General features: G+C 63.3%; 22 protein-coding genes. 15 read left to right on the forward strand and 7 right to left on the reverse strand.

Going from position 1 to position 19,864, the window contains the following annotated elements:
* Position 1: 1 nt before the first annotated feature.
* Positions 2-1,126: a flagellar biosynthesis protein FlhB gene (flhB, locus tag ACFO5X_RS13330; protein ID WP_380717966.1), complete on the forward strand. Its 1,125-nt coding sequence runs from the start codon at positions 2-4 to the stop codon at positions 1,124-1,126.
* Between the two features lie 17 nt (positions 1,127-1,143).
* Here flhB and ACFO5X_RS13335 read toward each other — a convergent pair whose 3' ends face one another.
* Genes ACFO5X_RS13335 through ACFO5X_RS13350 form a run of 4 tightly spaced genes read right to left on the reverse strand, consistent with a single transcriptional unit; the run spans position 1,144 to position 3,579 of the window.
* Entirely contained in the window at positions 1,144-1,773 is a 630-nt protein-coding gene (locus tag ACFO5X_RS13335; RefSeq protein WP_380717967.1) for a MotE family protein, read from the reverse strand.
* Positions 1,770-2,138: a flagellar motor switch protein gene (locus tag ACFO5X_RS13340; RefSeq protein ID WP_380717968.1), complete on the reverse strand. Its 369-nt coding sequence runs from the start codon at positions 2,136-2,138 to the stop codon at positions 1,770-1,772. Before ACFO5X_RS13340 ends, ACFO5X_RS13335 begins: the two co-directional genes overlap by 4 nt.
* The gene (locus ACFO5X_RS13345; RefSeq protein WP_380717969.1) at positions 2,122-3,063 is read right to left on the reverse strand and encodes a flagellar motor switch protein FliM; all 942 of its coding nucleotides are present in this window, start codon (positions 3,061-3,063) and stop codon (positions 2,122-2,124) included. Before ACFO5X_RS13345 ends, ACFO5X_RS13340 begins: the two co-directional genes overlap by 17 nt.
* 3 nt (positions 3,064-3,066) lie before the next feature.
* Positions 3,067-3,579, reverse strand: a complete 513-nt coding sequence (locus ACFO5X_RS13350) for a flagellar basal body-associated FliL family protein (protein ID WP_380717970.1) — start codon at positions 3,577-3,579, stop codon at positions 3,067-3,069.
* A 212-nt stretch (positions 3,580-3,791) separates the two neighbouring features.
* On the opposite strand from ACFO5X_RS13350, the gene fliF reads away from it, so the two are divergent.
* Genes fliF through ACFO5X_RS13375 form a run of 5 tightly spaced genes read left to right on the forward strand, consistent with a single transcriptional unit; the run spans position 3,792 to position 8,429 of the window.
* Complete coding sequence (fliF, locus tag ACFO5X_RS13355) at positions 3,792-5,498, forward strand: flagellar basal-body MS-ring/collar protein FliF (protein ID WP_380717971.1); 1,707 nt, start codon at positions 3,792-3,794, stop codon at positions 5,496-5,498.
* A gap of 3 nt (positions 5,499-5,501) precedes the next feature.
* Positions 5,502-6,173 (forward strand): FliH/SctL family protein, encoded by a 672-nt coding sequence (locus tag ACFO5X_RS13360; protein WP_380717972.1) that lies wholly within the window; start codon positions 5,502-5,504, stop codon positions 6,171-6,173.
* A complete protein-coding gene (locus tag ACFO5X_RS13365; protein WP_380717973.1) occupies positions 6,166-6,516 on the forward strand; it encodes a FliM/FliN family flagellar motor switch protein in 351 nt (116 codons plus the stop codon). The genes ACFO5X_RS13360 and ACFO5X_RS13365 overlap by 8 nt, the downstream gene beginning before the upstream one ends.
* A 5-nt stretch (positions 6,517-6,521) precedes the next feature.
* Positions 6,522-7,358: a flagellar type III secretion system pore protein FliP gene (fliP, locus tag ACFO5X_RS13370; RefSeq protein ID WP_380717974.1), complete on the forward strand. Its 837-nt coding sequence runs from the start codon at positions 6,522-6,524 to the stop codon at positions 7,356-7,358.
* Between the two features lie 18 nt (positions 7,359-7,376).
* Entirely contained in the window at positions 7,377-8,429 is a 1,053-nt protein-coding gene (locus ACFO5X_RS13375; protein WP_380717975.1) for a flagellar motor switch protein FliG, read from the forward strand.
* Positions 8,430-8,444: 15 nt separating this feature from the next.
* Here the strand turns inward: ACFO5X_RS13375 and ACFO5X_RS13380 are convergent, their stop codons facing one another.
* Positions 8,445-8,876: a hypothetical protein gene (locus ACFO5X_RS13380; protein WP_380717976.1), complete on the reverse strand. Its 432-nt coding sequence runs from the start codon at positions 8,874-8,876 to the stop codon at positions 8,445-8,447.
* A 246-nt stretch (positions 8,877-9,122) separates the two neighbouring features.
* Positions 9,123-9,989, reverse strand: a complete 867-nt coding sequence (gene motA / locus ACFO5X_RS13385; RefSeq protein WP_380717977.1) for a flagellar motor stator protein MotA — start codon at positions 9,987-9,989, stop codon at positions 9,123-9,125.
* A gap of 134 nt (positions 9,990-10,123) precedes the next feature.
* Between motA and ACFO5X_RS13390 the strand changes: the two genes are divergently transcribed.
* The 3 genes from ACFO5X_RS13390 to ACFO5X_RS13400 are packed head-to-tail and all read left to right on the forward strand — an operon-like array spanning position 10,124 to position 14,368.
* On the forward strand, positions 10,124-11,173 hold the full coding sequence (locus ACFO5X_RS13390) for a hypothetical protein (protein ID WP_380717978.1): 1,050 nt from the start codon (positions 10,124-10,126) through the stop codon (positions 11,171-11,173).
* The gene (locus tag ACFO5X_RS13395) at positions 11,170-12,513 is read left to right on the forward strand and encodes an FkbM family methyltransferase (protein WP_380717979.1); all 1,344 of its coding nucleotides are present in this window, start codon (positions 11,170-11,172) and stop codon (positions 12,511-12,513) included. Before ACFO5X_RS13390 ends, ACFO5X_RS13395 begins: the two co-directional genes overlap by 4 nt.
* A gap of 1 nt (position 12,514) precedes the next feature.
* Positions 12,515-14,368, forward strand: a complete 1,854-nt coding sequence (locus tag ACFO5X_RS13400) for a tetratricopeptide repeat protein (RefSeq protein WP_380717980.1) — start codon at positions 12,515-12,517, stop codon at positions 14,366-14,368.
* A 2-nt stretch (positions 14,369-14,370) separates the two neighbouring features.
* Here the strand turns inward: ACFO5X_RS13400 and ACFO5X_RS13405 are convergent, their stop codons facing one another.
* A complete protein-coding gene (locus tag ACFO5X_RS13405) occupies positions 14,371-15,042 on the reverse strand; it encodes a winged helix-turn-helix domain-containing protein (RefSeq protein WP_380717981.1) in 672 nt (223 codons plus the stop codon).
* A gap of 184 nt (positions 15,043-15,226) precedes the next feature.
* Here ACFO5X_RS13405 and ACFO5X_RS13410 point away from each other — a divergent pair, with 184 nt between their 5' ends.
* From ACFO5X_RS13410 to ACFO5X_RS13435, 6 genes are all read left to right on the forward strand, one after another.
* Positions 15,227-15,523: a MucR family transcriptional regulator gene (locus ACFO5X_RS13410; protein WP_380717982.1), complete on the forward strand. Its 297-nt coding sequence runs from the start codon at positions 15,227-15,229 to the stop codon at positions 15,521-15,523.
* 119 nt (positions 15,524-15,642) lie between these two features.
* Positions 15,643-16,089, forward strand: coding sequence for a Ros/MucR family transcriptional regulator (locus ACFO5X_RS13415; RefSeq protein ID WP_380717983.1), 447 nt, complete (start codon positions 15,643-15,645; stop codon positions 16,087-16,089).
* 66 nt (positions 16,090-16,155) lie between these two features.
* Entirely contained in the window at positions 16,156-17,184 is a 1,029-nt protein-coding gene (locus tag ACFO5X_RS13420) for a flagellar motor protein MotB (RefSeq protein WP_380717985.1), read from the forward strand.
* A gap of 363 nt (positions 17,185-17,547) precedes the next feature.
* Complete coding sequence (locus ACFO5X_RS13425; protein WP_380717986.1) at positions 17,548-18,324, forward strand: hypothetical protein; 777 nt, start codon at positions 17,548-17,550, stop codon at positions 18,322-18,324.
* A gap of 86 nt (positions 18,325-18,410) precedes the next feature.
* Entirely contained in the window at positions 18,411-19,145 is a 735-nt protein-coding gene (locus ACFO5X_RS13430) for a sigma-70 family RNA polymerase sigma factor (RefSeq protein WP_380717987.1), read from the forward strand.
* A 9-nt stretch (positions 19,146-19,154) separates the two neighbouring features.
* The gene (locus ACFO5X_RS13435) at positions 19,155-19,841 is read left to right on the forward strand and encodes a hypothetical protein (RefSeq protein ID WP_380717988.1); all 687 of its coding nucleotides are present in this window, start codon (positions 19,155-19,157) and stop codon (positions 19,839-19,841) included.
* Positions 19,842-19,864 lie beyond the last annotated feature (23 nt).

Here is a 19,864-nt window from a genome sequence, read left to right on the forward strand (position 1 = left end):
GATGGCCGAAGAAGGCGAAGACCAGAGCACGAAAACCGAAGACCCGACCCCGCGAAAGCTGAGCAAGGCGCGCGAGAAAGGCGACGTTCCGCATTCGCGCGAAGCCGGGACGGCAATGATGATCCTGGCGCTGCTGATCCTGACGGTCTTTCTGATGCCGCAAGTCGCGAGCCCGCTGATGGGTGTGCTTTCGCGGGTCTTCGAGACGGCGGGCACGGCGCAGATCGGCGAAGGCCGGGCCGGGATGCAGGATATCGGCCAGGTTGCCGGATTGTTGTCGCGAGGGATCCTCATCGTTCTGGCGCCGGTGATGGGGCTGTTTTTGCTGGCTGCCGTCGCGGGCGTGTTGCTGCAGGGCGATATCGTGATCGCGGCAGAGCGGATTCGACCGAAGTGGTCCAAGCTGTCGCCAATGGCCGGGTTCAAGCGAATGATCTCGCCCGATGCGCTGGTCGAATTCCTCAAGAGCGTTCTGAAGGTGTTGGTCGTGGGCGCAGTTGCGGTCTGGTTGGCTTATCGGGCGGTGATCGACATCTGGCAGAGCGAGGGGTTTCTGCCCGAGGCCATCGCGCCCTATTTCCAGCATTATGTCGCGGTGCTCCTGGCCATCGTCGCGGTGATGGCGGTCGTGGTCGCACTGGCCGACACGATCTACAAGCGTCTACGCTGGATCGCGAAGCAGCGGATGTCGGTCAAGGACGTGCGGGACGAGATCAAGGAGCAGGAAGGCGACCCGTTGATCAAGGCCAAGCGGATGGAGACGCGCCGGAAGCGGTCACGTCAGCGGATGGCGACAGCGGTGCCGGAGGCCACCGTGATCCTGACCAACCCGACGCACTATGCCGTGGCGCTGAAATACGAGCAGGGCGAGCATGAGGCGCCGATCTGTACGGCCAAGGGGGCCGATCTTATGGCGGCGCAGATCCGGAAACTGGCCCGCGACGCCGGGGTGCCGGTGATCGAGAACCGGCCACTGGCCCGCAAGCTGTACGAGATTGCCGAGATCGACGAACCGATTCCGGTCGAGCATTGGCAGGCGGCAGCCGAGATCATCCGGTTCGTGTTTGACCTGCGCCAGAACATCCGCCGGCAACCGCCGGCGGGGTCTTCGATCCGCGAGGACTGAGGGGTGGTCGCCCCACCCTAGAGCTTCAACCCGTTCAGGCGCTGGTCGCCCGGCAGCTTGGAGCGTTCGAGAATGATGCGCGAGATCGCCCGGGCGCGTACTTTGTTCAGGGCGGCGAGGATGGGGGCGGCGTCGCGTTCGGGCATGGTGGCGAGCACCAGAACCGAGGTTTCGATGTCCATGTCGTCCAGGATCGCGGCAGCTTCCTTGGGCTTCATCGAAGAATAAAGCGCGACGAGGCGATCGAGGTCGTCAGTCTGGGCGCGTTTGACGGTTTCGAGCAGGGTCTCGACCTCGGATTTCAGATCGGTCAGGCGGTTTTGTTCGATGCCGAGCTTTTCCCGGGCGAGTTCGATTTCGGATTGCTGTTCAGCAAGGCGGGCCTTCTGCGTGTCGAGGAGTTCGCGCTCCTCGTTCATGGCCTGTAGCATTTCCTCGGGCGTTTCGCAGACCATCGCCGGCGCGGGGTTGGCCAGCGCGGCCGGCACGGGCATCGGTTTTTCGGTGCCACCGGCGGCCTGAGCAGAGCTGACAAAGGTGCTGGGATCGCTCTCAGAGTCGGGGAAGAAAAGGGCTGTGGTCGTGCGCAGAACGCCCATCACGGCCAACCCGCCCAGGATCAGCAGGAAAGGGCGGGGCGCTTTCATGCCTGACGGCTCCGTACGGTGGCGAAGAAGCTGCGGACCAATTCCGATTTGCCATTGACCGCGGTGACGCCGGCAGGTTCGGGGGCGCGTTCTTGCTCGGCTTCGGGCGCGGGAGTGGCGGCGGGGCGGCGCGTGGTGCGCAGCGAGAGGCCGTCCCGAACCTGGTTTTCGATCGCCTGGGTCACCGCCTTGATGGCCGAGATCGAGCTTTCCGAGCGATCCACTGCGGCTGAGAATTCGTCAACCATGGGGGCCATCTCGCGCAGAACGCTGACCAGGTGGCGGACGCGACGATCGACCAGATAGGCGTAGCCGAGCACACCGGCGAGCAGGAGCAGGATGGCAAAATCAATCAAATGTGACATCGGTCGGTTCCTCTTCTTCGCTATAGTCCCGGATCACCCGCAGCGCGACGGACCCGTTCCGTCGCCGCCCCACGGCGGCGGAAAAGAACTTGAGATTGTCGCAGGCGACGGTGACGGTCTGATCGGGCGTGATGCCGAGTGGCACTGTGACGCCCGGTTTCCATCCGAGAACGTCGGCGAGCGGGATCAAGGGTTCGTGCAGGATGGCGTCGACGGTGATCGAGGTGTTCTGAAGCTTGCCGCTGAGCAGTTCCCGCCATGAGCTGTCGCCGCCGAGCTGGCCGCCGTGGAACGGAGCGGAGAGGATCGAGCGCATCGGTTCGAACACCGAGACCGGCAGCAGGAAGATCATGTGCCCGCCACGACCGTCGAAGTCGATGCTCATCACGACCTTGACGCAGGGGGCCGAGGGGGCAGCGAGGACCATCGCCTGCGGGCTGCTTTCGATGTGGTCTATGGTGAACTGAACTTCGGAAAGGCGGGCGAAGGCTTCGGACAGGGCGTTGAGCGCGGCCTGGCAGAGGCGCTGGCCGAACTTGCGCTCGATGGCCGAGAAGGCGCGGGGGGTCCAGGGCGTCTTGGCGGCATCGCGGCCGCCGAGGAGGATTTCCAGCGTGGTGAACAGCAGCTCGTGATCGAGCACCACACCGATGTCGCCTTCGGTGGGATGGGTGACCGCCACCATCGCCAGCGAATCCAGCGAGAGACTGTCCAGCGCTTCGCCGACGGAGGTATAGCTGAAGGAAGAAAGTTTCGCCTCGGCGGTATTGCCGGCGCAATGGGCCTTCATCACCGGCCCAAGGGCAAGCGTGAAGCGGTCGAAGATAACCTCGAGCACGGGCAGGCGCTGGTAATTGGCCTTGGCCGACCGGATCATCTGGTCGACGACACGGCCCTCGTCTGGTTTGGTGTCAGAGTCAGCCATGGGTCATTGAACGATCAGGTCGGCGACAAGGATTTCCTGCGGCGACATGCTTTCTGTTACGGTTCGGGCTCGGTGCAGAAGCTCCTGTTTGACGAGGGTGAGGCCGAGCGAGCCGCGCAGGTCCTGCTCGGTCAGCAAGCGAAGATAGTCCTGAAAGGAATCCCGGATGAAGAGGCGCCTCTCTTCGATCCGTTCGGCGCCGGCCAGGGTTTCGTCGTAGACCAGAGCGACATTCAGTTTCATGAACCGCGAGGTGGTGCGGCCGGTGGCGGTGGTGGCGTTGATGTTGACGATGATTTCCTTGAAGGGGGTCACGGCCATTTCGTTCTTTGGCACCGGCGCGGTCTCTCCCTCGCCGTGACCGCCTCCATGCACAGCCGCTGGTGCGGCGGGAGGAGGCGTGACATGGGCCGTCTCGGCCGCGGGTTCGGAACCGCTTCCCATGGTGGTGGCGAGGAAATAGCCTGCGCCCGCTCCGACGACCGAGAGCACGCCAATGGCGGCAATCAGCAGCATGGGTTTGCCACCTGAGGCCGCCTGCTCTTTCGCCGGTTGCTGGGGTTTCTTGGCCATGGCCTGCCGGGTTGGAAGTTCTTTGGTTTCAAGGAATACTATCGGGCATTTGACGCCATTTCACAAGTATAAAATTGCTTTTAGTCTTGCATCACAAGGATAGTGCTGTATTAATCTGGCTGAAACTTTTCCAATTCTTCGAGCAGCGAGACCCCGTGAACGCTCTGCTGAGAAATCTCGCCTCTCTGGGCCAGTTGCGGCTTGCACTGCTGGGGTTGTCCGGCGGTGCGCTGCTGCTGATCTTCTTTTTTGGATTGCGGGCGGTGATGCAGCCGGAGTTCGTCCAGCTCTATGGCGGCTTGAGCCCGGCGGCGGCGTCGAACGTGCTGGACACGCTGGAGCAGGAGGGAATCCGGGTCCAGTTGGGTGACAGTGGCGCCACCGTGAGTGTGCCCAAGGAATCTCTGGCACGGGCGCGGATGGCGCTGGCCGACAAGGGTCTGCCGGGCGACGGGACGCCAGGGTGGGAGCTGTTCGACGAATCCGGCGGGCTTGGCATGAATTCGTTTCTGCAGCGGGTGAACCGGTTGCGGGCGCTTGAGGGCGAGTTGGCCCGGTCCATTCAGACCATCGACGGCGTGACTGCGGCGCGGGTGCATCTGGTGCTGCCCGAGCGCGAGGCATTTTCGCGGGATCGGCCAGAGCCGACTGCGTCGGTAATCGTGCGCGGCTCGGCCAGCCGAGCCATCGGCCTGCGGCAGGCCCGGTCGATCCGGGCGCTGGTTGCTGCGGCGGTTCCGGACATGTCGGCCAACAAGGTCATCGTGCTGTCGGCTGACGGTGAGACGATTCTGGGCGAGGCTGCGGATGGTGGCGGGGACGTGTCGATCCAGTCCGTGAAGGTCGGGATCGAGGAGCGCATGTCGCAATCCATCTCGCAGATTTTGTCAGCCCGGGTCGGTGCCGGAAACGTGCGGGTGCAGGTGAGCGCCGATCTGGAGACCGAGCGGCAGATCATCCGTCAGCAGAGCTTTGATCCGGCCCAGCGGGTCGTGCGCTCGACCGAGACATCGGAAGAGAACCGTGAGGATCGCGATCTGGCGGCCGGCGAGGTTGGCGTGAACGGGAATATCCCGCCGGAACTGGCAGATGGTGCGCCTGCGGACGGGGGCAGCAAGAATTCGAGCGAGCGGACGCGCGAGGTGGTCAATTACGAGATCGGCAAGACCGAGAGCGAGGTTGTGCGCGAGCCCGGCGACATCAAGCGGCTGTCGGTCGCGGTGTTGGTAAACGGGATTTACAACGTCGCGGACAACGGGACCGTGTCCTATGAGGAGCGTGCGCCGGAGGAGCTGGCGCGGCTGGAGGAACTGATCAAGTCGGCGGTGGGGTTTGACGCCGAGCGGGGCGATTCCGTCTCGGTCGACAGTCTGAGGTTCGTTGATTACTCGATGGATGTGGGCGAGCCGGCGGGACCGGGTCTTGGGCAACTGCTGAGTGACAATTTCGCGTCGATCCTGCGGGGCGTGCTGGCGCTGGCGCTGACCGGCACCATTCTCGCGGTGGGCGTGCGCCCGCTGATGAAGCAAATGGGAGAGATTTCCACGGAGCGTCAGTTGGCAGTCGCGGCCGAAGCGGCCGATGGTCCGAAGATGCTTGCGGGCGGCGCCGAAGGCGGAGTGCCGCAGGTTCAGGGCGGGACCGCGTCGCCGACGGTCATGGTCGAGCACAGCGCCGGGGCGCAGGCGCCGAGTGCGGTGCACCGATACACGCCGACGCGGGCGCATCAGGAGCTGGTGAACCTGGCTTCCGTGCAGGGCGGAGTGCAGCGCGGCTGGATCGAGACGGTGAGCGACACGATCGAGACACAGCCCGAGGAATCTCTGCGCGTGGTGAAATCCTGGCTGGCAGAAGAGGTGTAACCGGTGGGGCATCTTTTCGACCGCAACTTCGATCTGGAGATCGAACAGGAGCGCGCGGCACGGGAGCGGAGCGCGCGGGCCTGCTATACGCCGGAGGACCTTGAGGCGGCGATGGCGCAGGCGCGTCAGGAGGGGTTTGACGACGGACATGCGGCGGGTCGGGCCGAGGCGACAGAGGTTTTGACGCAGAGCGACCTGCGCCGTCAGGCCGAGGCGTTGGCCGAAATCTCTGGGCAGGTGGGCGAACTGACCGCGTTGATCGACGACCGTATCGCGATCCTCGAGCAGCAGTTGCTGTCCTTTGTCCTGGCGGTCTTCGAAAAGGTTGCGCCAGAGGTACTTGCCACCTGCGCCGCGCCCCGCGCCGAGGCAGAGGTACGGGCGGCCATCGCAATGGCGCGTGGGACGTCGGTGTTGCATATTCATCTGCCGCCGGGCGCCTTTGCCGCCATCGGCGCGACGCTGGGCGGCGCGGTCGGCAGCGGCGAGGGGCGTGTCGAGGTCGAGCCCGATCCGGCGCTGCGTGAGGGCGACGCGCGCGTCGAATGGGACAATGGTTTCATGGAATACAGCTTTGCCGAGATCTGCGAGCGTATCCTGACCGGGTTGCGGCAGGCGGCGGGGCCACGCCCGGGAGCGGAGCGGCGGGAAACAGGGAGTGCGCAGGATGGCTGAAGATTCCGAAAGCGGTGAAGAGACCGGCGGCATTACACAGCTGGACATCAAGGATGCCGGTGCGGGCGCGCAAGCTTCGTCGGGCGGGCGAAATATCGACGCCATGCTAAACGTCGGCTTGCAGGTGCAGATCATCCTGGGCCGCAGCCGAATGCCGATTTCGCAGATCCTCAAGCTGACGCGGGGGTCGATCATCGAGTTGGACAAGAAGATCGGCGACCCGGTCGACGTTCTGATCAATGATCGGCTGGTGGCGCGGGGTGATCTGGTCAAGCTTCCCGGAGATCGCCTTGGTGTCGAGCTAACGGAAATCGTGAAAGATTTCGTTCCCGGAAATGACTGAGAGTCATGAACCCGCAATCCTCCCATCCGGTCCGGGGTTTCTGCCTGCTGGCGCTGGTTGCCGCCGTGTTGGTGTTGTGGGTCCAGCCAGGGGCAGCACAGGAAGCAGGCGGCGAGATACTGGGTGCGATCACCGGGGCGCTGAGCGACGCGCCGGCGGGATCGGACGAGCGCGCGACGCTTTCGGGGCGCATCATCCAGATGATCGCGCTGATGACGGTGCTGGCGCTGGCGCCGGGGCTGCTGGTCGTGATGACCTCGTTCACGCGGTTCGTCATCGTCTTTTCGATGCTGCGTTCGGCGCTGGGGCTGAACCAGACGCCGCCGAACATGGTGCTGAGCTCGATGGCACTGTTCATGACGTTCTTTGTCATGCAGCCGGTCTTCGAGGACGCCTGGGAAGACGGCGTGCAGCCGCTTATGAACAATGCGATTACGGAAGAGCAGGCGATGAGCCGGATCGCAGATCCGTTCAAGCGCTTCATGTTGGCCAATACGCGCGAGAAGGATATTGCGCTGTTCGCCGATTTCGCCGCGCGGGGCGAAGGAGGGCAACCGGAGGCGGGGCCGGTGACGGCCGAAAGCACTGGTTGGCGGATCCTGGTGCCCGCCTTCATGATTTCGGAAATGCGGCGCGCGTTTTCCATCGGGTTTCTGATCTATCTGCCGTTCATCGCGATCGACCTGATCATCGCGTCCATCCTGATGAGCGCGGGCATGATGATGCTGCCGCCGGTGCTGGTTTCGTTGCCATTCAAAGTGATTTTCTTCGTGCTGATCGATGGCTGGTACATGCTCGCCGGGAGCCTGATGGAAGGCTATCTGCCGCTGGCGGGCGGATGAATTGAGGGGAGACCGGGCATGGCCACCGCGACGCTGAGACGGAACACCACTGACCTTGCGGCCGAGAAACCGCGGCGCAAGCGGATGAGCGGGCCGGAAAAGGCGGCCATCCTGTTCCTGTGTCTGGGCGAAAAGCGCGGCTCGGAGCTGATGAAGAAGCTGGATGAGGACGAGATCCAGAAAATCACCCGCGCGATGTCGCGGTTGGGCATGATCGACGGCGCGCAGGTCGAGCAGGTGATGACCGAATTCACCGAAAACGTCTATAACGGCGGGGCTATCGTGGGGTCTTACTCGGTGGCGGAGAAGCTCCTGCGGAATTTCCTGCCGGGCGATCAGGTGGAGTCGATCCTGAAGGACATTTCGGGACCGTTGAAGGAGCGCGATCTCTGGGCGCGGTTCAGTCAGATCAACGAGAACGTCATCGCCAATTATCTCAAGGGCGAGCATTCGCAAACGGCCGCGGCGATCCTGTGCAATGTGGCGACGGATGTGGCGGCGCGGGTGCTGCCGCTGATGGGTACCGAGCGGATGCAGGATGTAATCGAGCGCATGATCAAGATGGAGGCCGTGCCGGGGGAGATGATGGCCGAGATCGAGGAGACGCTGAAGACCGAGCTGATGGGCGCGGCGGAATCCTCGGGGCGGGACATGCAGAAGCAGATGGCGGAGCTGTTCAACAAGCTGGACCGGAATGCCTTCGAGGAAATCTCGGGTGTGCTGGAAGAGCGGGTGCCCGAGGCCTTCACGAGCATCAAGCAGCGGATGTTCACCTTTGACGATCTGATCAAGCTGGATGCGATGGGGCTGGCGCGGGTGATGCGTGGGGTGCCGGGCAGCACACTGCCGATTGCCCTGCGCGGAGCGAGCAAGGAGGTGCGCGATCACTTCCTTCAGGTGCTGCCGGCGCGGTCGCGCGAGATGCTGGCCGACGAGATGAACAACATGGGCCCGGTGCGCGGGCGCGATGTGCGCGCGGCGCAGCTCGCGATGGTGGATTACGCCAAGGAGCTTGCCGACGAAGAGGTGATTACCTTGCCGCTCGATGCGGAAGAGGACGATTTTATCTGAGGCGGTCGGTCTGGCCTATTCCGGACGGCGCGCGCGCCACCACCGGCCTTGGGCCAGGTTGCTGAGTTCGGCCTCTTCCCGAGCTTCCATCTCGGAGACGCGGCGGGCCAGAGCGTCGAGGCGCAGGATCTCGTAGGATTTGATCTCGCGGAATCCTTCGGTGACCTTGTCGGTCATCTCGGCGGCACGCACCTCTATCTCGTTCAGAGTCTGCTGGCTGCGGTCGATCTCACTGCGGACCGAACGGACGAAATCGCCGATATAGCCGCGCAGGGCGGGGTCGTCGCAATTCAGCCCTTCGTCGATACGCGTCTCGAGATCGTGACGCAGACGTTCGAGTTGTGCGGCCTCGGAGCGGAGGCGCCCGAGCTCGTGCGTTTCAGACTCCATCTCGTGGCGCTTGACCCGTTCAAGCAGAGCAAGCGCGGCAATACGGCGTTCATCCAAGTCAGTGACCTGCCTTTTCGGCTTCGTGTGTGGTGGCTTCGGGAGGCGGCGCTCCCCCCATCTTCATTACCAGCGCGGCGCGCATCCGGTCGGTGATGTCGGTCGGGAATTGGTGGCGGGCCGCAGGTATTGTGACATGGAGAACAATCGGGGCGTCTGGCGCGGGCTTGACCGCGGTGGCCGGCATTTCGCCGCCGGCAGCCCAAGCCAGCGGCGGCAGAAGGGCAATCGCTGTGGCGAGCCGGATCACGAGGAGGACAGGGCGCGCTGGCTTTCTTCCACCGCGTAGAAGTCGGGCTGCATCCGGGTCGGAATTGCACCGCGGCCGATCTCGATGCAGATGTTGGGCGCGTGATTGGCGACGATGGCGAGGAAGATGTCGCGGATGACGATGTAGAAATTACCGTCTTCCTCTTCGATCTGTTTCAGTCGGCCGGAGATCGGCTGCACCATGCAATAGGCCAGGAACACGCCGAGGAACGTTCCGACGAGCGCCCCGCCGATCATGCCGCCAAGGATTTCGGGCGGTTGGTCGATCGATGACATGGTCTTGATCACGCCGAGAACGGCCGCGACGATCCCGATTGCTGGCAGGCCGTCGGCCATCGTCTGGATCGCATGTGAAGAGGCCAGCGACTCGTGATGGTGCTTCTTGAGCTTGCGGTTGATCACGTCTTCGGTCTGGAAGCGGTCGTCGAACTGCATGGACAGCATCCGGAAACTGTCGGTGATAAGTTCGAGGGCGAAGTGGTCTTTCTGAATCTTGGGGTAGCGGTTGAATATCTCGCTTTCCTTGGGCTTTTCGATGTGGTCGTCCAACGCGAGGATGCCGCTTTGCTTGTAGATGCGGGCCAGTTCATACATGAGGCTGAGCAGTTCTTCGTAATCCTTGCCCTTCCACTTCGGGCCCTTGATTACCTTGATCACGCCGGCGCCGGCACTCTTGAGCATCGAAAGGGAATTAGCGATGACGAAGGCGCCCACGGCGGCTCCGGCGATCATCATTCCCTCGAACGGCAAGGCATGCATTACAATGTCCATCTTGCCGCCCGACAAGATGAATCCGCCGAAAACCAGCCCGAAGACCATCGCGAGTCCAAGGAATACTGTCATGTGTTGGTCCGTACGGTTGGAGAGATCTCGAAAAACAGGCAACCTTTGCAAGAACATGATAAACATAATTGACTTCTGGACAAGCATAATAAAGTATAAAAACAACGTCCAGCTGCCAGACTGACGCCAAGCACATGAATAACTCCGACGCCTTTGCATATTGTTTCGATGAGGAGCTGGTCCGCAGCGTGCTGCCGGACTGGCCTGCGGATCTGAGCCTGTTGCTGTGTCTGAAGGCGGACGGCACCTGTCGCACCGTTATCTTTCATGTGGAGGAGGGCAGCCGGGCGCTGCGCCGGGCTGCGGCTGCAATGGATCTGCCGACGCGCAGCTTTCCGGTTGCGCCCGAGGTCAAGGGCTGGCCGACGCGCGTGGTGCGGTTCTCGGAAGAGCAGGACATGCTGACCATCGTGGCGGGCGTATCCGGGCTGGCCGAGAAGGCGCGCATTTATGCGCAGGAATATCAGGCGGATAAGGACGCGGCGAAGGCGCCGAAGGCTGTGACCGAAGGTGCAGAGGCGCCGCCGCTCAAGGATAAGATCCAGGCTGGGCCGACGCGCCGTTTGAACCTGGGCTTGGCCAAGGCGGATATCGCCGAGAAGGTTCGGCGCATGGCAGCCGAGGTGCCGCCTCCCCCGTCCGCGCCGCAGATGCCGGCGGGATTCCTGCCAGGCGGGGCGCAGCGGGAATGCCAGTTCGGCGCGGGCCACATCGGGATTGCGGGCGGCTATGTGCGCATTGTCCTCTCGCCGGATCGGGTGACGGTGCATACCGGACCCGAGGTCGTGACCGAGATCGGGTTCAGTGCCGATTTCTGGCGGTTCTATCTGCCGCGCTCGGCCCTGCGCGGATGGGTGCCGGGCAAGGCCGCCGTGCTGGACGTGCCGATCGAATCCTTCCCAGAAGCCTTGCGGCGGGCCTTCGAGGGGCGGCTTTACCATGTCGAGGCAACCATCACGTCCGAAGGTGTCTTCCTTGCCCCCGGCGGGCCGGTCGCAACCGAAGAGGTGCGCACGGAGCCCGTACCGCAGCCGGTCATAAGGTCCAGGCGACGGTGGCTGACCCCGCTGCGGGCTGCGGCGGCGGCATGCGTGGTGGCCGGGACCGCGGCTGCGGCGGTCAACATGGTGCCGTTTGGCCCGGTCGGAACGCTTGAGCGGATCCTGGCCAGCAACTCGGAATGAAATGTGCGGTGATCACGCCGGTCGGGCCCGGACACGCGGCCCTGCTGGAGTCGTCTTGCGCCCCTTCGGTCGAACGGGCGCGGACCTATGATCCGGGGCCATTTGCGTCGATAGGTCATCTGGTGATGGATGACGGCGAGGGCCGTCACGGGCGGTCGAACCGGCGCAACGCCGCACTGGCTCAGTCCGCAGCGGAAGGGTTCGACTGGGTGTTCTTTCTGGACGCCGATGACGTGATGACGCCGAACGCCTTTCAGGCTTTCGGCAGGGTGATCGCGGCGGAGCCTGAGCTGGACGCGGTCTGGGGGCTGATCTGCACGTTTGACGAAAAGGGTGAACCAGCCCTGCGCGACGGCCAACCGGAACGAATCGACAGCCGTATCGATTTGCTGCGCGTTGAGCCGCATCTGTCGCTGCAGATCGGCGCTTTCGTCCGTACCGGCTGCGCGGCGCGGTTCGGGTTCGATGCGGGTATGGATACCGGCGAGGACTTCAAGTTCTATTACCAGCTTTGGGCACAGTGTCGGTGCGCAAAGCGGCCCGAGATCTTCTTTGTCAACCGGCGTGGCCAGCACTCGACGGGGCCGCGGGGCGCGACCGGACAGGACTGGCAGAAGGCGGTATCGCGGCTCTGGTCCGAGCAACTGGCAGAAGTGCCCGTCTTCGCCGAGATCCGCGACGGGGAAGGGGCGCCGGCGCGGATGCGGGTGACCAATCCGCGCGATCTGATCCAGGCGGCGCATCTTCGCGGGCAGTTCTTCGAGGAGAGTTCGCTGGTCAAGCTGAAGCGGCTGCTGCGCCAGCCGCGGCCGAATATCGTGGAGGTCGGGGCCAACATCGGCAACCATGTGGTGTGGTATGCCCGACATCTCGATCCGGCGCGGATCTATCCGGTGGAGCCCAATCCCGAGGCGCTGTCGTTGCTGGATCAGAACATCGCGGCGAACGGCATTGACGGGCGGATCGACCGGCGCGGCTGGGGCCTTGGGGCCGGTCGCGGCGAAGGGCGGTTCGCGGCGGTGACGGATGACGCTGACAATCTGGGCGCTACGCGTCTGGTCGTAGCCGAGCACGGCGGCATCGAGACGCGCAGCCTGGATGCGCTGATCGGTGCGGACCGGATCGACTTCATCAAGATCGACGCCGAGGGCATGGAACTGGAGGTGCTGGACGGCGCGGCGGGCCTGATCGCGCGCGACCGTCCGGTGATCTGGATCGAGGTTCTGCGCAAGAACATCATGGGGTTCGCGCAGGATTGGTGCCGGCGGGCCAATTACCGAGTGGTCGACAGCACAGCCTATCGCAATACCATCGACTATTTCGTTGTTCCGAGGGACTGACATGACCACGCAAGCGCCCCTCAGCCGCAAGGACCGTCGTGTCCAGATTGCCAAGGCTGCCAAGATCTATGGGATCAAGGGGCAGGAATCGCTGGATTTGCACGAGGCGTTCAACGCGCTTGCGCGGGGCGAAGTCATGCGTGCGGTGCAGCTGGCGCATCCGGTCACGCAGAGCCATCCGGCGTGCCATCATGCCTGGACTGTAATGGGCGGCGCGGCGCTGGCGCAGCGCGAGGGCGCGACGGCGAAGGCCTTTTTCGCCGAGGCGCTGGCCGTTCGGCCGAAGGATCCTCTTGTTCTGGGCGGGATGGCCAAGGCACATGTTCTGGCGGCCGAGGTGGAGGAGGCGGTGGGTCTGATCCCGCGCGCCTTTGTTGCCGGCAGCGAGGATGTCGGGCTGGCGCGGCTTTATCTGGAACTCATGTCCAAGCTGGGCCGGCGTCACCTGGCGGCCGATCTCATGGAAGCGCATGTGCGGCGGCTGGGTGATGGAGGGCTGTGCCTGAAGCTGGCCGACATGCTGATCGATGCGGACGAGCCGAACCGGGCGGCAAAGTTCTACGATCAGGCATGGATGATCGATCCGCAATCCGAGGCGCATCGAATTGGTCGCCTGCGCGCGCTGGTGACGCGCTGCCGCTTTGCCGAGGCCGAGCCGCTGGCGCAGGAGTTGCTGCTTACGGTAAAGGACCGCGACGCGGTGATGGGTCTTTACCTGCTGATGTTGCGCGTCGCAGGGCGGGCGGAAGAGGCTGAACGGCTGGCGAACGACTTTGATTTTGCGACGCCCGAAGGGTTTGCCCATGCCCGTGGAGTTCTGGCCAATATCTATCAGGACCGAGGCGACGATGCGGCGGCGGACGCGGCGTTTCTGGAGGCGATCCACGTTACCGGATCGGCCGGGAACATGGCCAAGGCCTATGGCGTCTTCCTCTTGCGCAAGGGGGACTACGCAGCCGCCGCACCCTATTATGTTCAACGCTTTCCGGCGCAGCAGCGCGCGCTGATCCCGGCCGAAAATGCCGCGCCCGAAAACCTGCCGCAGCTGTCGCGGGTGATCTTAATGGGAGAGCAGGGAATTGGCGATCAGCTGGCCTTGCTGAACCTGTTGCGCATCGCGCCACTGTCCGAGGGCGCCGCGGTAACCCTGGTGGCGGACGCTCGTTTCGGTGAGCTCCTGGAAAACAACGGTCTGGGCGTCGGGCATCACGACCGCAGGGATTTCCTGTCGAAACCGCAGCAACTGGCGCCGAACCAGTTGGTCTATCTGGGCGATCTTGTGCGGTATCTGGATGGTTCAGATCCGGAGGTGCGGCATGGCGGATATCTGGTGCCGGAGGCGGCTCGGATACAGCGGCTGCGGGAGAAATATACAGGCATGGCCGCTGGTGCGCCGGTGATCGGTGTGGCGTGGAAGAGCGCCAGCCTGATCGGGCATCTGCGGTCGATACCGCTTAGCCGGATGGTACGGGCGCTGCCGCAGGGCGCGCTGGTGGTGAACCTTCAGTATGGCGAGACCGCCGGGGATATCGCCGAGGCGAGGGCGGTCCGCCCGGATCTCCGGTTTGTCACCGACGAAACGGTCGACCAGATGACCGACCTGGCCGGGTTCGCCGCCCAGATCGCAGCGCTTGACCACGTAGCGAGCATCGACAACACGACAGCGCATATGTGCGGCGCGTTGGGTCGCACGGGGGCGCATCTGTTGATCCCCGAAGGCGCGGACTGCATGTGGTACTGGGGTGGGGGTGGTGAAACTGACCCGTGGTATGGCGCGGCGCGGCTGCACCGACAGGAGCGGGCGGGTGACTGGGAGGGCCCGCTGGCCGCGCTGGAAACGGCGCTGGCGCGTTGATGTCAGTCGGGATTGGCCGTGGCATATTCCAGCGCATAGCCCACCGCGCGGATCGTGCGCAGTTCGAGCCTATCCTTGAATTCCTGCCGCAGCTTGCGCCGGATCCGAGTCACGTAGACGTCGAAGCGACGGTCGCCGTATTCCCACGGCGTCCCATAGAGCTGTTGAGACAGCTCGTCCCGGGTAACGATCTGACCGAGATGGGACGAAAAGATGCGCAACACGTTTGCTTCAGCCTGTTTGAGATCCAGCCGATCGATCATGTCGTTGACGGCGGCTTCGGCCTGGCGAACCTGTTCGGGTGCCATTCGGGCAAGGCCGCGCGTGATGCGTGTTGCGGCCTCGGCCGGGCGCAGAGGGACGCGCAGAACGTCGTGGGCGCCCGCCGCAAAGGCGCGGGCGGCACTGTCTGCGGTATCGGCGGTGTCGATGGCGATCAGCAGGCACCCCGGAAAGGTGACGCATATCCGGGAGAGCAGGGACAGAGCGGGACTGTCCGGGGCGTCGATCGCGATCATGGCGAGGCGCAGCGATACCGGCAGGTCGAAGATGCCGTCGGCGGCTTGCGGCAGGGCGGCGTTGACCACGCAGTCCAGCCCGGCCTGACGTGCCAGACGGGACAGCTCGCCGCGGTGGCGGGGCTGGGGATCGACAATGACGCACGCTCCGTTCAAGCAATCCGCCCGGTGATTGAAGGTGGAAGATGAAGGACAAGGTTAGGCGGGGCGCTGAAGATTTCCAACCCCGCTCAAACAGTTTGCGAAAAATCTCAATTCTTCAACGTGCTTTAACTATTTTTGCATAGTTGTTCATGAGAACAAGAAAAAGTTCGAAAAAGAACATGTGACAGAGGGCGGCATGTCATTGAGGAAGATCTACAGGGCTCTGCGCCGGAATTGGCGGCGGCGGGATGACACGGGCAGGGCGCATCCGGTGATTCCCATTGAAAACAGCGTTACGCCCAACGTTCTTGTCTGTCTCGAGACCGGCACGCGCCACGTGGCGCTGCGCCGGCACCTTGCGGAGACCCTGGGGTTGTCACCGGCAGAATACCGCCAGCGTTGGGGTCTGCCGGATGATTATCCTATGGTCTCGACAGCCTATGTAACCCTAAGAAATAAAACTATTTTCAGAGCCAGGACGAAGGCCGAGTGAAGAACAGAAGCGCAGTCTTGGGGTTCGGTTCTTGGAGTGTTCCACGTTTCATCTGGATTCAAAGGCATTTTCGGAATAACTGTCCTTGAGGACCGGCGAAAGGACAGGTCGGAGGCAAGATGACTACATCTGACACCAAGGACGAGATGATCTCGCGCATCGTGGCGGCCTATGCCGGGCGTCCGGATGTGGGGCCGAACGAGATCGTGAGCCTGTTCAACCGCCTGCGCCACGAGATGGCGGGAGGGGCGGGTGCCGTCGAGATGCCTTCGTCCGAACCGCAGACGATCGCCGAAGCTGCGATCCCGCTGGAGCGTGCGATGACCCGCGACAAGGTATACTGCCTGTGCTGCGGCAAGGGGTTCAAGATGCTGAAGCGCCATATTGGCGCGGAGCACGGGCTGACCGAAGCGGAGTACAGGGCGCGGTTCGGACTCGCTGCGGATGTGCCGCTGGTAGCGCCGAGCTATTCAAGCAAGAAGGCGAAATACGCCAAGGAAACCGGGTTTGGCAAATACGCGCGGCGGCCGGCCCGGAAGACTGCAGGAATATTGAACAAAACCTAATGTTTCGGCCGGACGGGTTCGTGAGAAACCCGCCGCCGTTCAGGCAAGGGGCCGAGCAGGGCGCGCATGCGAAATCGACCGATCATCATCAAGCGGATCGAGGAAGAGGGAGAGCACGGCCATCACGGCGGGGGCTGGAAGGTTGCCTACGCCGACTTCATGACCGCCATGATGGCATTTTTCCTGCTGCTGTGGATTCTTGCTGCCTCGGACGAGGAAAAGCTGCGGGGGCTGGCCGACTACTTCACGCCGTCGTTGTCGGAACAGGGCGGCAAGGGGGACGGTGTGCTGGGCGGTCAGGTGCTGGCCGAAAAGGGTGTGCTGAGCGGCAGCGAAGGCCCGAAGAGCGAAGTTCAGCTGCCGAGTTTCGGACGCGAGAACCCGCTTTCGGTCTTCGACAGCCGGCTAAAGGAAGACACTACGCGAACCGTGGTGGAGTATGAGCCCGCGCCCCTGGATGCAGCCGGCAACGGCGGGCAGGACGTAGTCTCGAAATCGGGCCAGTTCGATGGCACGACGCCGCACGACGGTTCGACAGAGCACGACGGCGCCGGGCCGGCGCAGGCAGTCAGCGCGGAGGTTGCCGCGGCGCAGTTCGAACGCGAGTCGCGGCTGGATGCCATCGAGGAGAGCATTCTTAACGCGATTCGCGCCAAGCCCGAACTGGCCGATTTCACGGCGAATATCCGCTTCGAGCGCACGACAGAGGGCCTGACGGTGCAGATCGTCGACCAGGACGGGCGGTCGATGTTCGGATCGGGGTCTTCGCGGATCGAGACCCATACGCGAGAGATGATCGAGATCGTCGGCTCGGCGATAGCCGAGATGCCTTATCCACTGACGATTTCGGGGCATACCGACTCGGTGCCGTTTCAGCGCAACGCCGGATATTCCAACTGGGAGCTGTCTGCAGACCGAGCCAATGCCACACGGCGTGTGCTTTTGGCGACAGGGGTTAGCCCGTCCCGCGTGCAGCAGATTGCGGGCCTTGCGGACACAAAGCCACTCTTGCCGGATCGGCCTGACGCGGCGCTGAACCGGCGGATTGACATCCTGCTGGCGTACCCCGACCCGGCGCGACAGGTTGCCCGATAATCAGGCAAACGGTCGTGCGTGCGGCAAAAATTCTGCGGTCAAACCTCAGCCGCGGTGCCAATTATCCACAGGAAATTCCTGTCAAGCGGGCGAATTGTAAATCGCTTGCGCGCTGTGGTCAGCGCGGTGGCAACGACCCACCCTGGCCCCGCCATGTCTGGCGCGCTGGTGAAATCCACTGAAATACAGGTTGTTAAGATCCCATGCGCCAATCGCTATATATGGTGAGTGAGGCAATATCTTGTGCTAAAGGGACGGTTCTTTTGAGGCATGTAGTAGAGCTGGTTAACAGTTCGCAACTGGATCGACTGCTTAAGCTTTGGTTAACGTAACAGCGGTGGGACTTTCAAAAGGGAATAGTCGATGCGCACGGGTGTCCTCGAGCAGATTTGGCAGGGTGTGATCCGTGCCACGGCTCCGGGGGAGGGCAAGCGGGTTCGACGGATCATCCAGGCGATGATCCCGGCGCAAACGGTGTTCTTGTCAGGGGCCGTAGGCAGCGACCGGGCGCATGTTTTCCACGACGAGATGGAGGTCATGCCGGAACTGGGGCTGGGAGATGTGATCGTCGAGGAGCTTTCGGTCGACGTGCCCTATGGATCGCTCGTGGTGATCTGCGACGAGGATTGTCTCGCGTCGCCGGTCGACCTGGAAATTGCCTCGTTCGATGTCGGAATCGTGGTTGCAAAGACATTGCTGGGTGTTCTGCGGCTGGGCGCTTTCCCGATCGAGCGGGAGAACGAGGCCCTGTATGTGATGGCCTGTGCCTACGAACGCATGGCGCGATCTGCCGGCCTGCAGCAGCTGGGGCTGATCCCGTCGGAATTTTCCAAGGGGCTGACGTCGACCCTGGGGGCCTATTGGTCGGGCGCGATGCGGGCGCATACGGACCGCAGCGGGCTGTTCCTGAACGGGCAGACCCTGTCCGGACCCGAGGTGCGCGCCTATCTTCAGGCACTTGATCCGGCATTCGCCGCACCAGCAGCGGAACTTCTGCCGAGCGATCTTTTGGTATTTTCGGGCGGACGGCACGCTCTGTCTGACTGGCTGGAGATGCTGAGGGGCGCGGTCAACGCGGTTCTGGTCGAGCGGAAGGTTGGCATGAACTGGGAAGTATTGCGACAGTCCAGGGGAATTTAACCATTCCGAAACCCCAATGTTCTTTCGCGAATGTATGGACTGTGCTTATATGTCCATGACACCAAATACTTGTCGGACACTTTCACATGATGTTTATCACGCGGCGGGCGGCGATGAACGAGCCTATGCTGACAGTGACCGAAGAGCGCGATGCTATCCGGGACTGGCAACAGAAGGGTGACAGATCCGCGCTCGAGCTGCTTTTGCGGTCCCACGCGCGGCAGGTGTTCGCACAGGCCGCGCGCTGGACCGATAATCCCGTTCATATCGAGGATTTGGTCGCGGAGGGAATGATCGGTTTGATGCGGGCGGCAGACAGTTTCGACCTAAACCAGGATGTCAGGTTTTCGACCTATGCCGGCTGGTGGGTGCTGAACGGGGTCGCGGCGGCGCTTGTCCGCATCAAAAGCGTGATCGACATCCCGGTGCGCACCTTCCTGGACGCGAATGGCGGCCGGTTGGGCCAGGAAGACGGCGAAATGGCCCGTCTGGCGATGTATGGCACCGTCGATCTGGGCGAGGGGGGCGATCTGGCAGGCAATCTGACAGCGTCGGCGATGACTCCGGAGGAGGTGGTCGCGCTGCGCTCGAGCGAGAACGAACAGCGTCGGCTGGTGTCCGCAGCGCTGTCGAAGCTGGACCGGGAGGATGCCGAAATCATCCAACGGTTGAGCCTGGATGACCCTCCTGCCGATGTGGAGATGCTGGCGCAGGATTTCGGCGTGTCGCGCGACCGGATTCGCCAGCTGGAAAAGCGCGCGCTGCTGCGGCTGCGCCGGAAACTGATCGAAGCGGGATTTCAGATGGAAGCTTTGACCTAAGGAAAGCGCATGAACGGATTTATCTTTGCCGAACCGATGAGCGCGGTGCGCGCCACCGCGCCGGCCGGTGACCAGGCGCGCCCGACCTCGGGTCCACAAGGGATTTTTGCGCAGCTGCTCGCTTCCGCGGACAGGGCCGCGCCGGCGCCGAAGACTGTCGAGCGGCCTGTGGCCCGTGAGGTCAACCTTCCTCAGGATGCGGCCGGGCGCCGACGGACGCTGGACCGGCTGGGCGACACTTTGGACGAGGTTCTGGACTGGGCGCGGGAGATGGCGGCGATCTATGGCGTCTCGGTGCCTGTGCCGGCCCAGACGGCCGCGTTGCCTCAGGCTGCCGCTGGAGTGCTCGGCGCTCACGCCGTCACGCTGTCGGGCGCGGCGGTCAATGATCCGAAGCTAGGGGCCGGCATGTCGCGGCCGCTCACGCCTGATGCTGTCTCGGCAACTGAGGTGCAGCCGTCAGGTGGCGTCTCGTTTGCCGCTTTGATTGCGGACCGGCTGGGCGTGGTGCTGCAAAGGTTCGACCGCGCGAACGGAACGGATACGGTTCAGGTGCTGGAGCAAAATGCTGCTGCGCTGCCAGCGCTGACCCTGCTGACCGGCCAGCCTGCAGAGTCGGCAGAGGCGTTCATCGGCGTGGTGCGCGGCCTGCTAAAGCGCCCGACCTTTAACCTGAGACATATCCGGCAGCCTTGAAGTAGTTCCAGCATTCGTCTGGC

Source organism: Seohaeicola nanhaiensis, assembly GCF_042654245.1.
GTDB classification, from domain to species: Bacteria; Pseudomonadota; Alphaproteobacteria; order Rhodobacterales; family Rhodobacteraceae; genus Seohaeicola_A; species Seohaeicola_A nanhaiensis.

Excerpts from the sequence above, each read along its gene's own strand:
- ACFO5X_RS13425 (WP_380717986.1), top strand. The coding sequence starts at position 17,548 with ATGCGCACGGGTGTCCTCGAGCAGATTTGGCAGGGTGTGATCCGTGCC.
- ACFO5X_RS13350 (WP_380717970.1), bottom strand. The coding sequence starts at position 3,579 with ATGCTGCTGATTGCCGCCATTGGCGTGCTCTCGGTCGTCGGAGCGGGC.
- ACFO5X_RS13410 (WP_380717982.1), top strand. The coding sequence starts at position 15,227 with ATGTCATTGAGGAAGATCTACAGGGCTCTGCGCCGGAATTGGCGGCGG.
- flhB (WP_380717966.1), top strand. The coding sequence starts at position 2 with ATGGCCGAAGAAGGCGAAGACCAGAGCACGAAAACCGAAGACCCGACC.
- ACFO5X_RS13420 (WP_380717985.1), top strand. The coding sequence starts at position 16,156 with ATGCGAAATCGACCGATCATCATCAAGCGGATCGAGGAAGAGGGAGAG.
- ACFO5X_RS13430 (WP_380717987.1), top strand. The coding sequence starts at position 18,411 with ATGATGTTTATCACGCGGCGGGCGGCGATGAACGAGCCTATGCTGACA.
- ACFO5X_RS13345 (WP_380717969.1), bottom strand. The coding sequence starts at position 3,063 with ATGGCTGACTCTGACACCAAACCAGACGAGGGCCGTGTCGTCGACCAG.
- ACFO5X_RS13375 (WP_380717975.1), top strand. The coding sequence starts at position 7,377 with ATGGCCACCGCGACGCTGAGACGGAACACCACTGACCTTGCGGCCGAG.
- fliP (WP_380717974.1), top strand. The coding sequence starts at position 6,522 with ATGAACCCGCAATCCTCCCATCCGGTCCGGGGTTTCTGCCTGCTGGCG.
- ACFO5X_RS13415 (WP_380717983.1), top strand. The coding sequence starts at position 15,643 with ATGACTACATCTGACACCAAGGACGAGATGATCTCGCGCATCGTGGCG.
- motA (WP_380717977.1), bottom strand. The coding sequence starts at position 9,989 with ATGACAGTATTCCTTGGACTCGCGATGGTCTTCGGGCTGGTTTTCGGC.
- ACFO5X_RS13340 (WP_380717968.1), bottom strand. The coding sequence starts at position 2,138 with ATGTCACATTTGATTGATTTTGCCATCCTGCTCCTGCTCGCCGGTGTG.
- ACFO5X_RS13395 (WP_380717979.1), top strand. The coding sequence starts at position 11,170 with ATGAAATGTGCGGTGATCACGCCGGTCGGGCCCGGACACGCGGCCCTG.
- ACFO5X_RS13335 (WP_380717967.1), bottom strand. The coding sequence starts at position 1,773 with ATGAAAGCGCCCCGCCCTTTCCTGCTGATCCTGGGCGGGTTGGCCGTG.
- ACFO5X_RS13365 (WP_380717973.1), top strand. The coding sequence starts at position 6,166 with ATGGCTGAAGATTCCGAAAGCGGTGAAGAGACCGGCGGCATTACACAG.
- ACFO5X_RS13400 (WP_380717980.1), top strand. The coding sequence starts at position 12,515 with ATGACCACGCAAGCGCCCCTCAGCCGCAAGGACCGTCGTGTCCAGATT.
- ACFO5X_RS13390 (WP_380717978.1), top strand. The coding sequence starts at position 10,124 with ATGAATAACTCCGACGCCTTTGCATATTGTTTCGATGAGGAGCTGGTC.
- ACFO5X_RS13435 (WP_380717988.1), top strand. The coding sequence starts at position 19,155 with ATGAACGGATTTATCTTTGCCGAACCGATGAGCGCGGTGCGCGCCACC.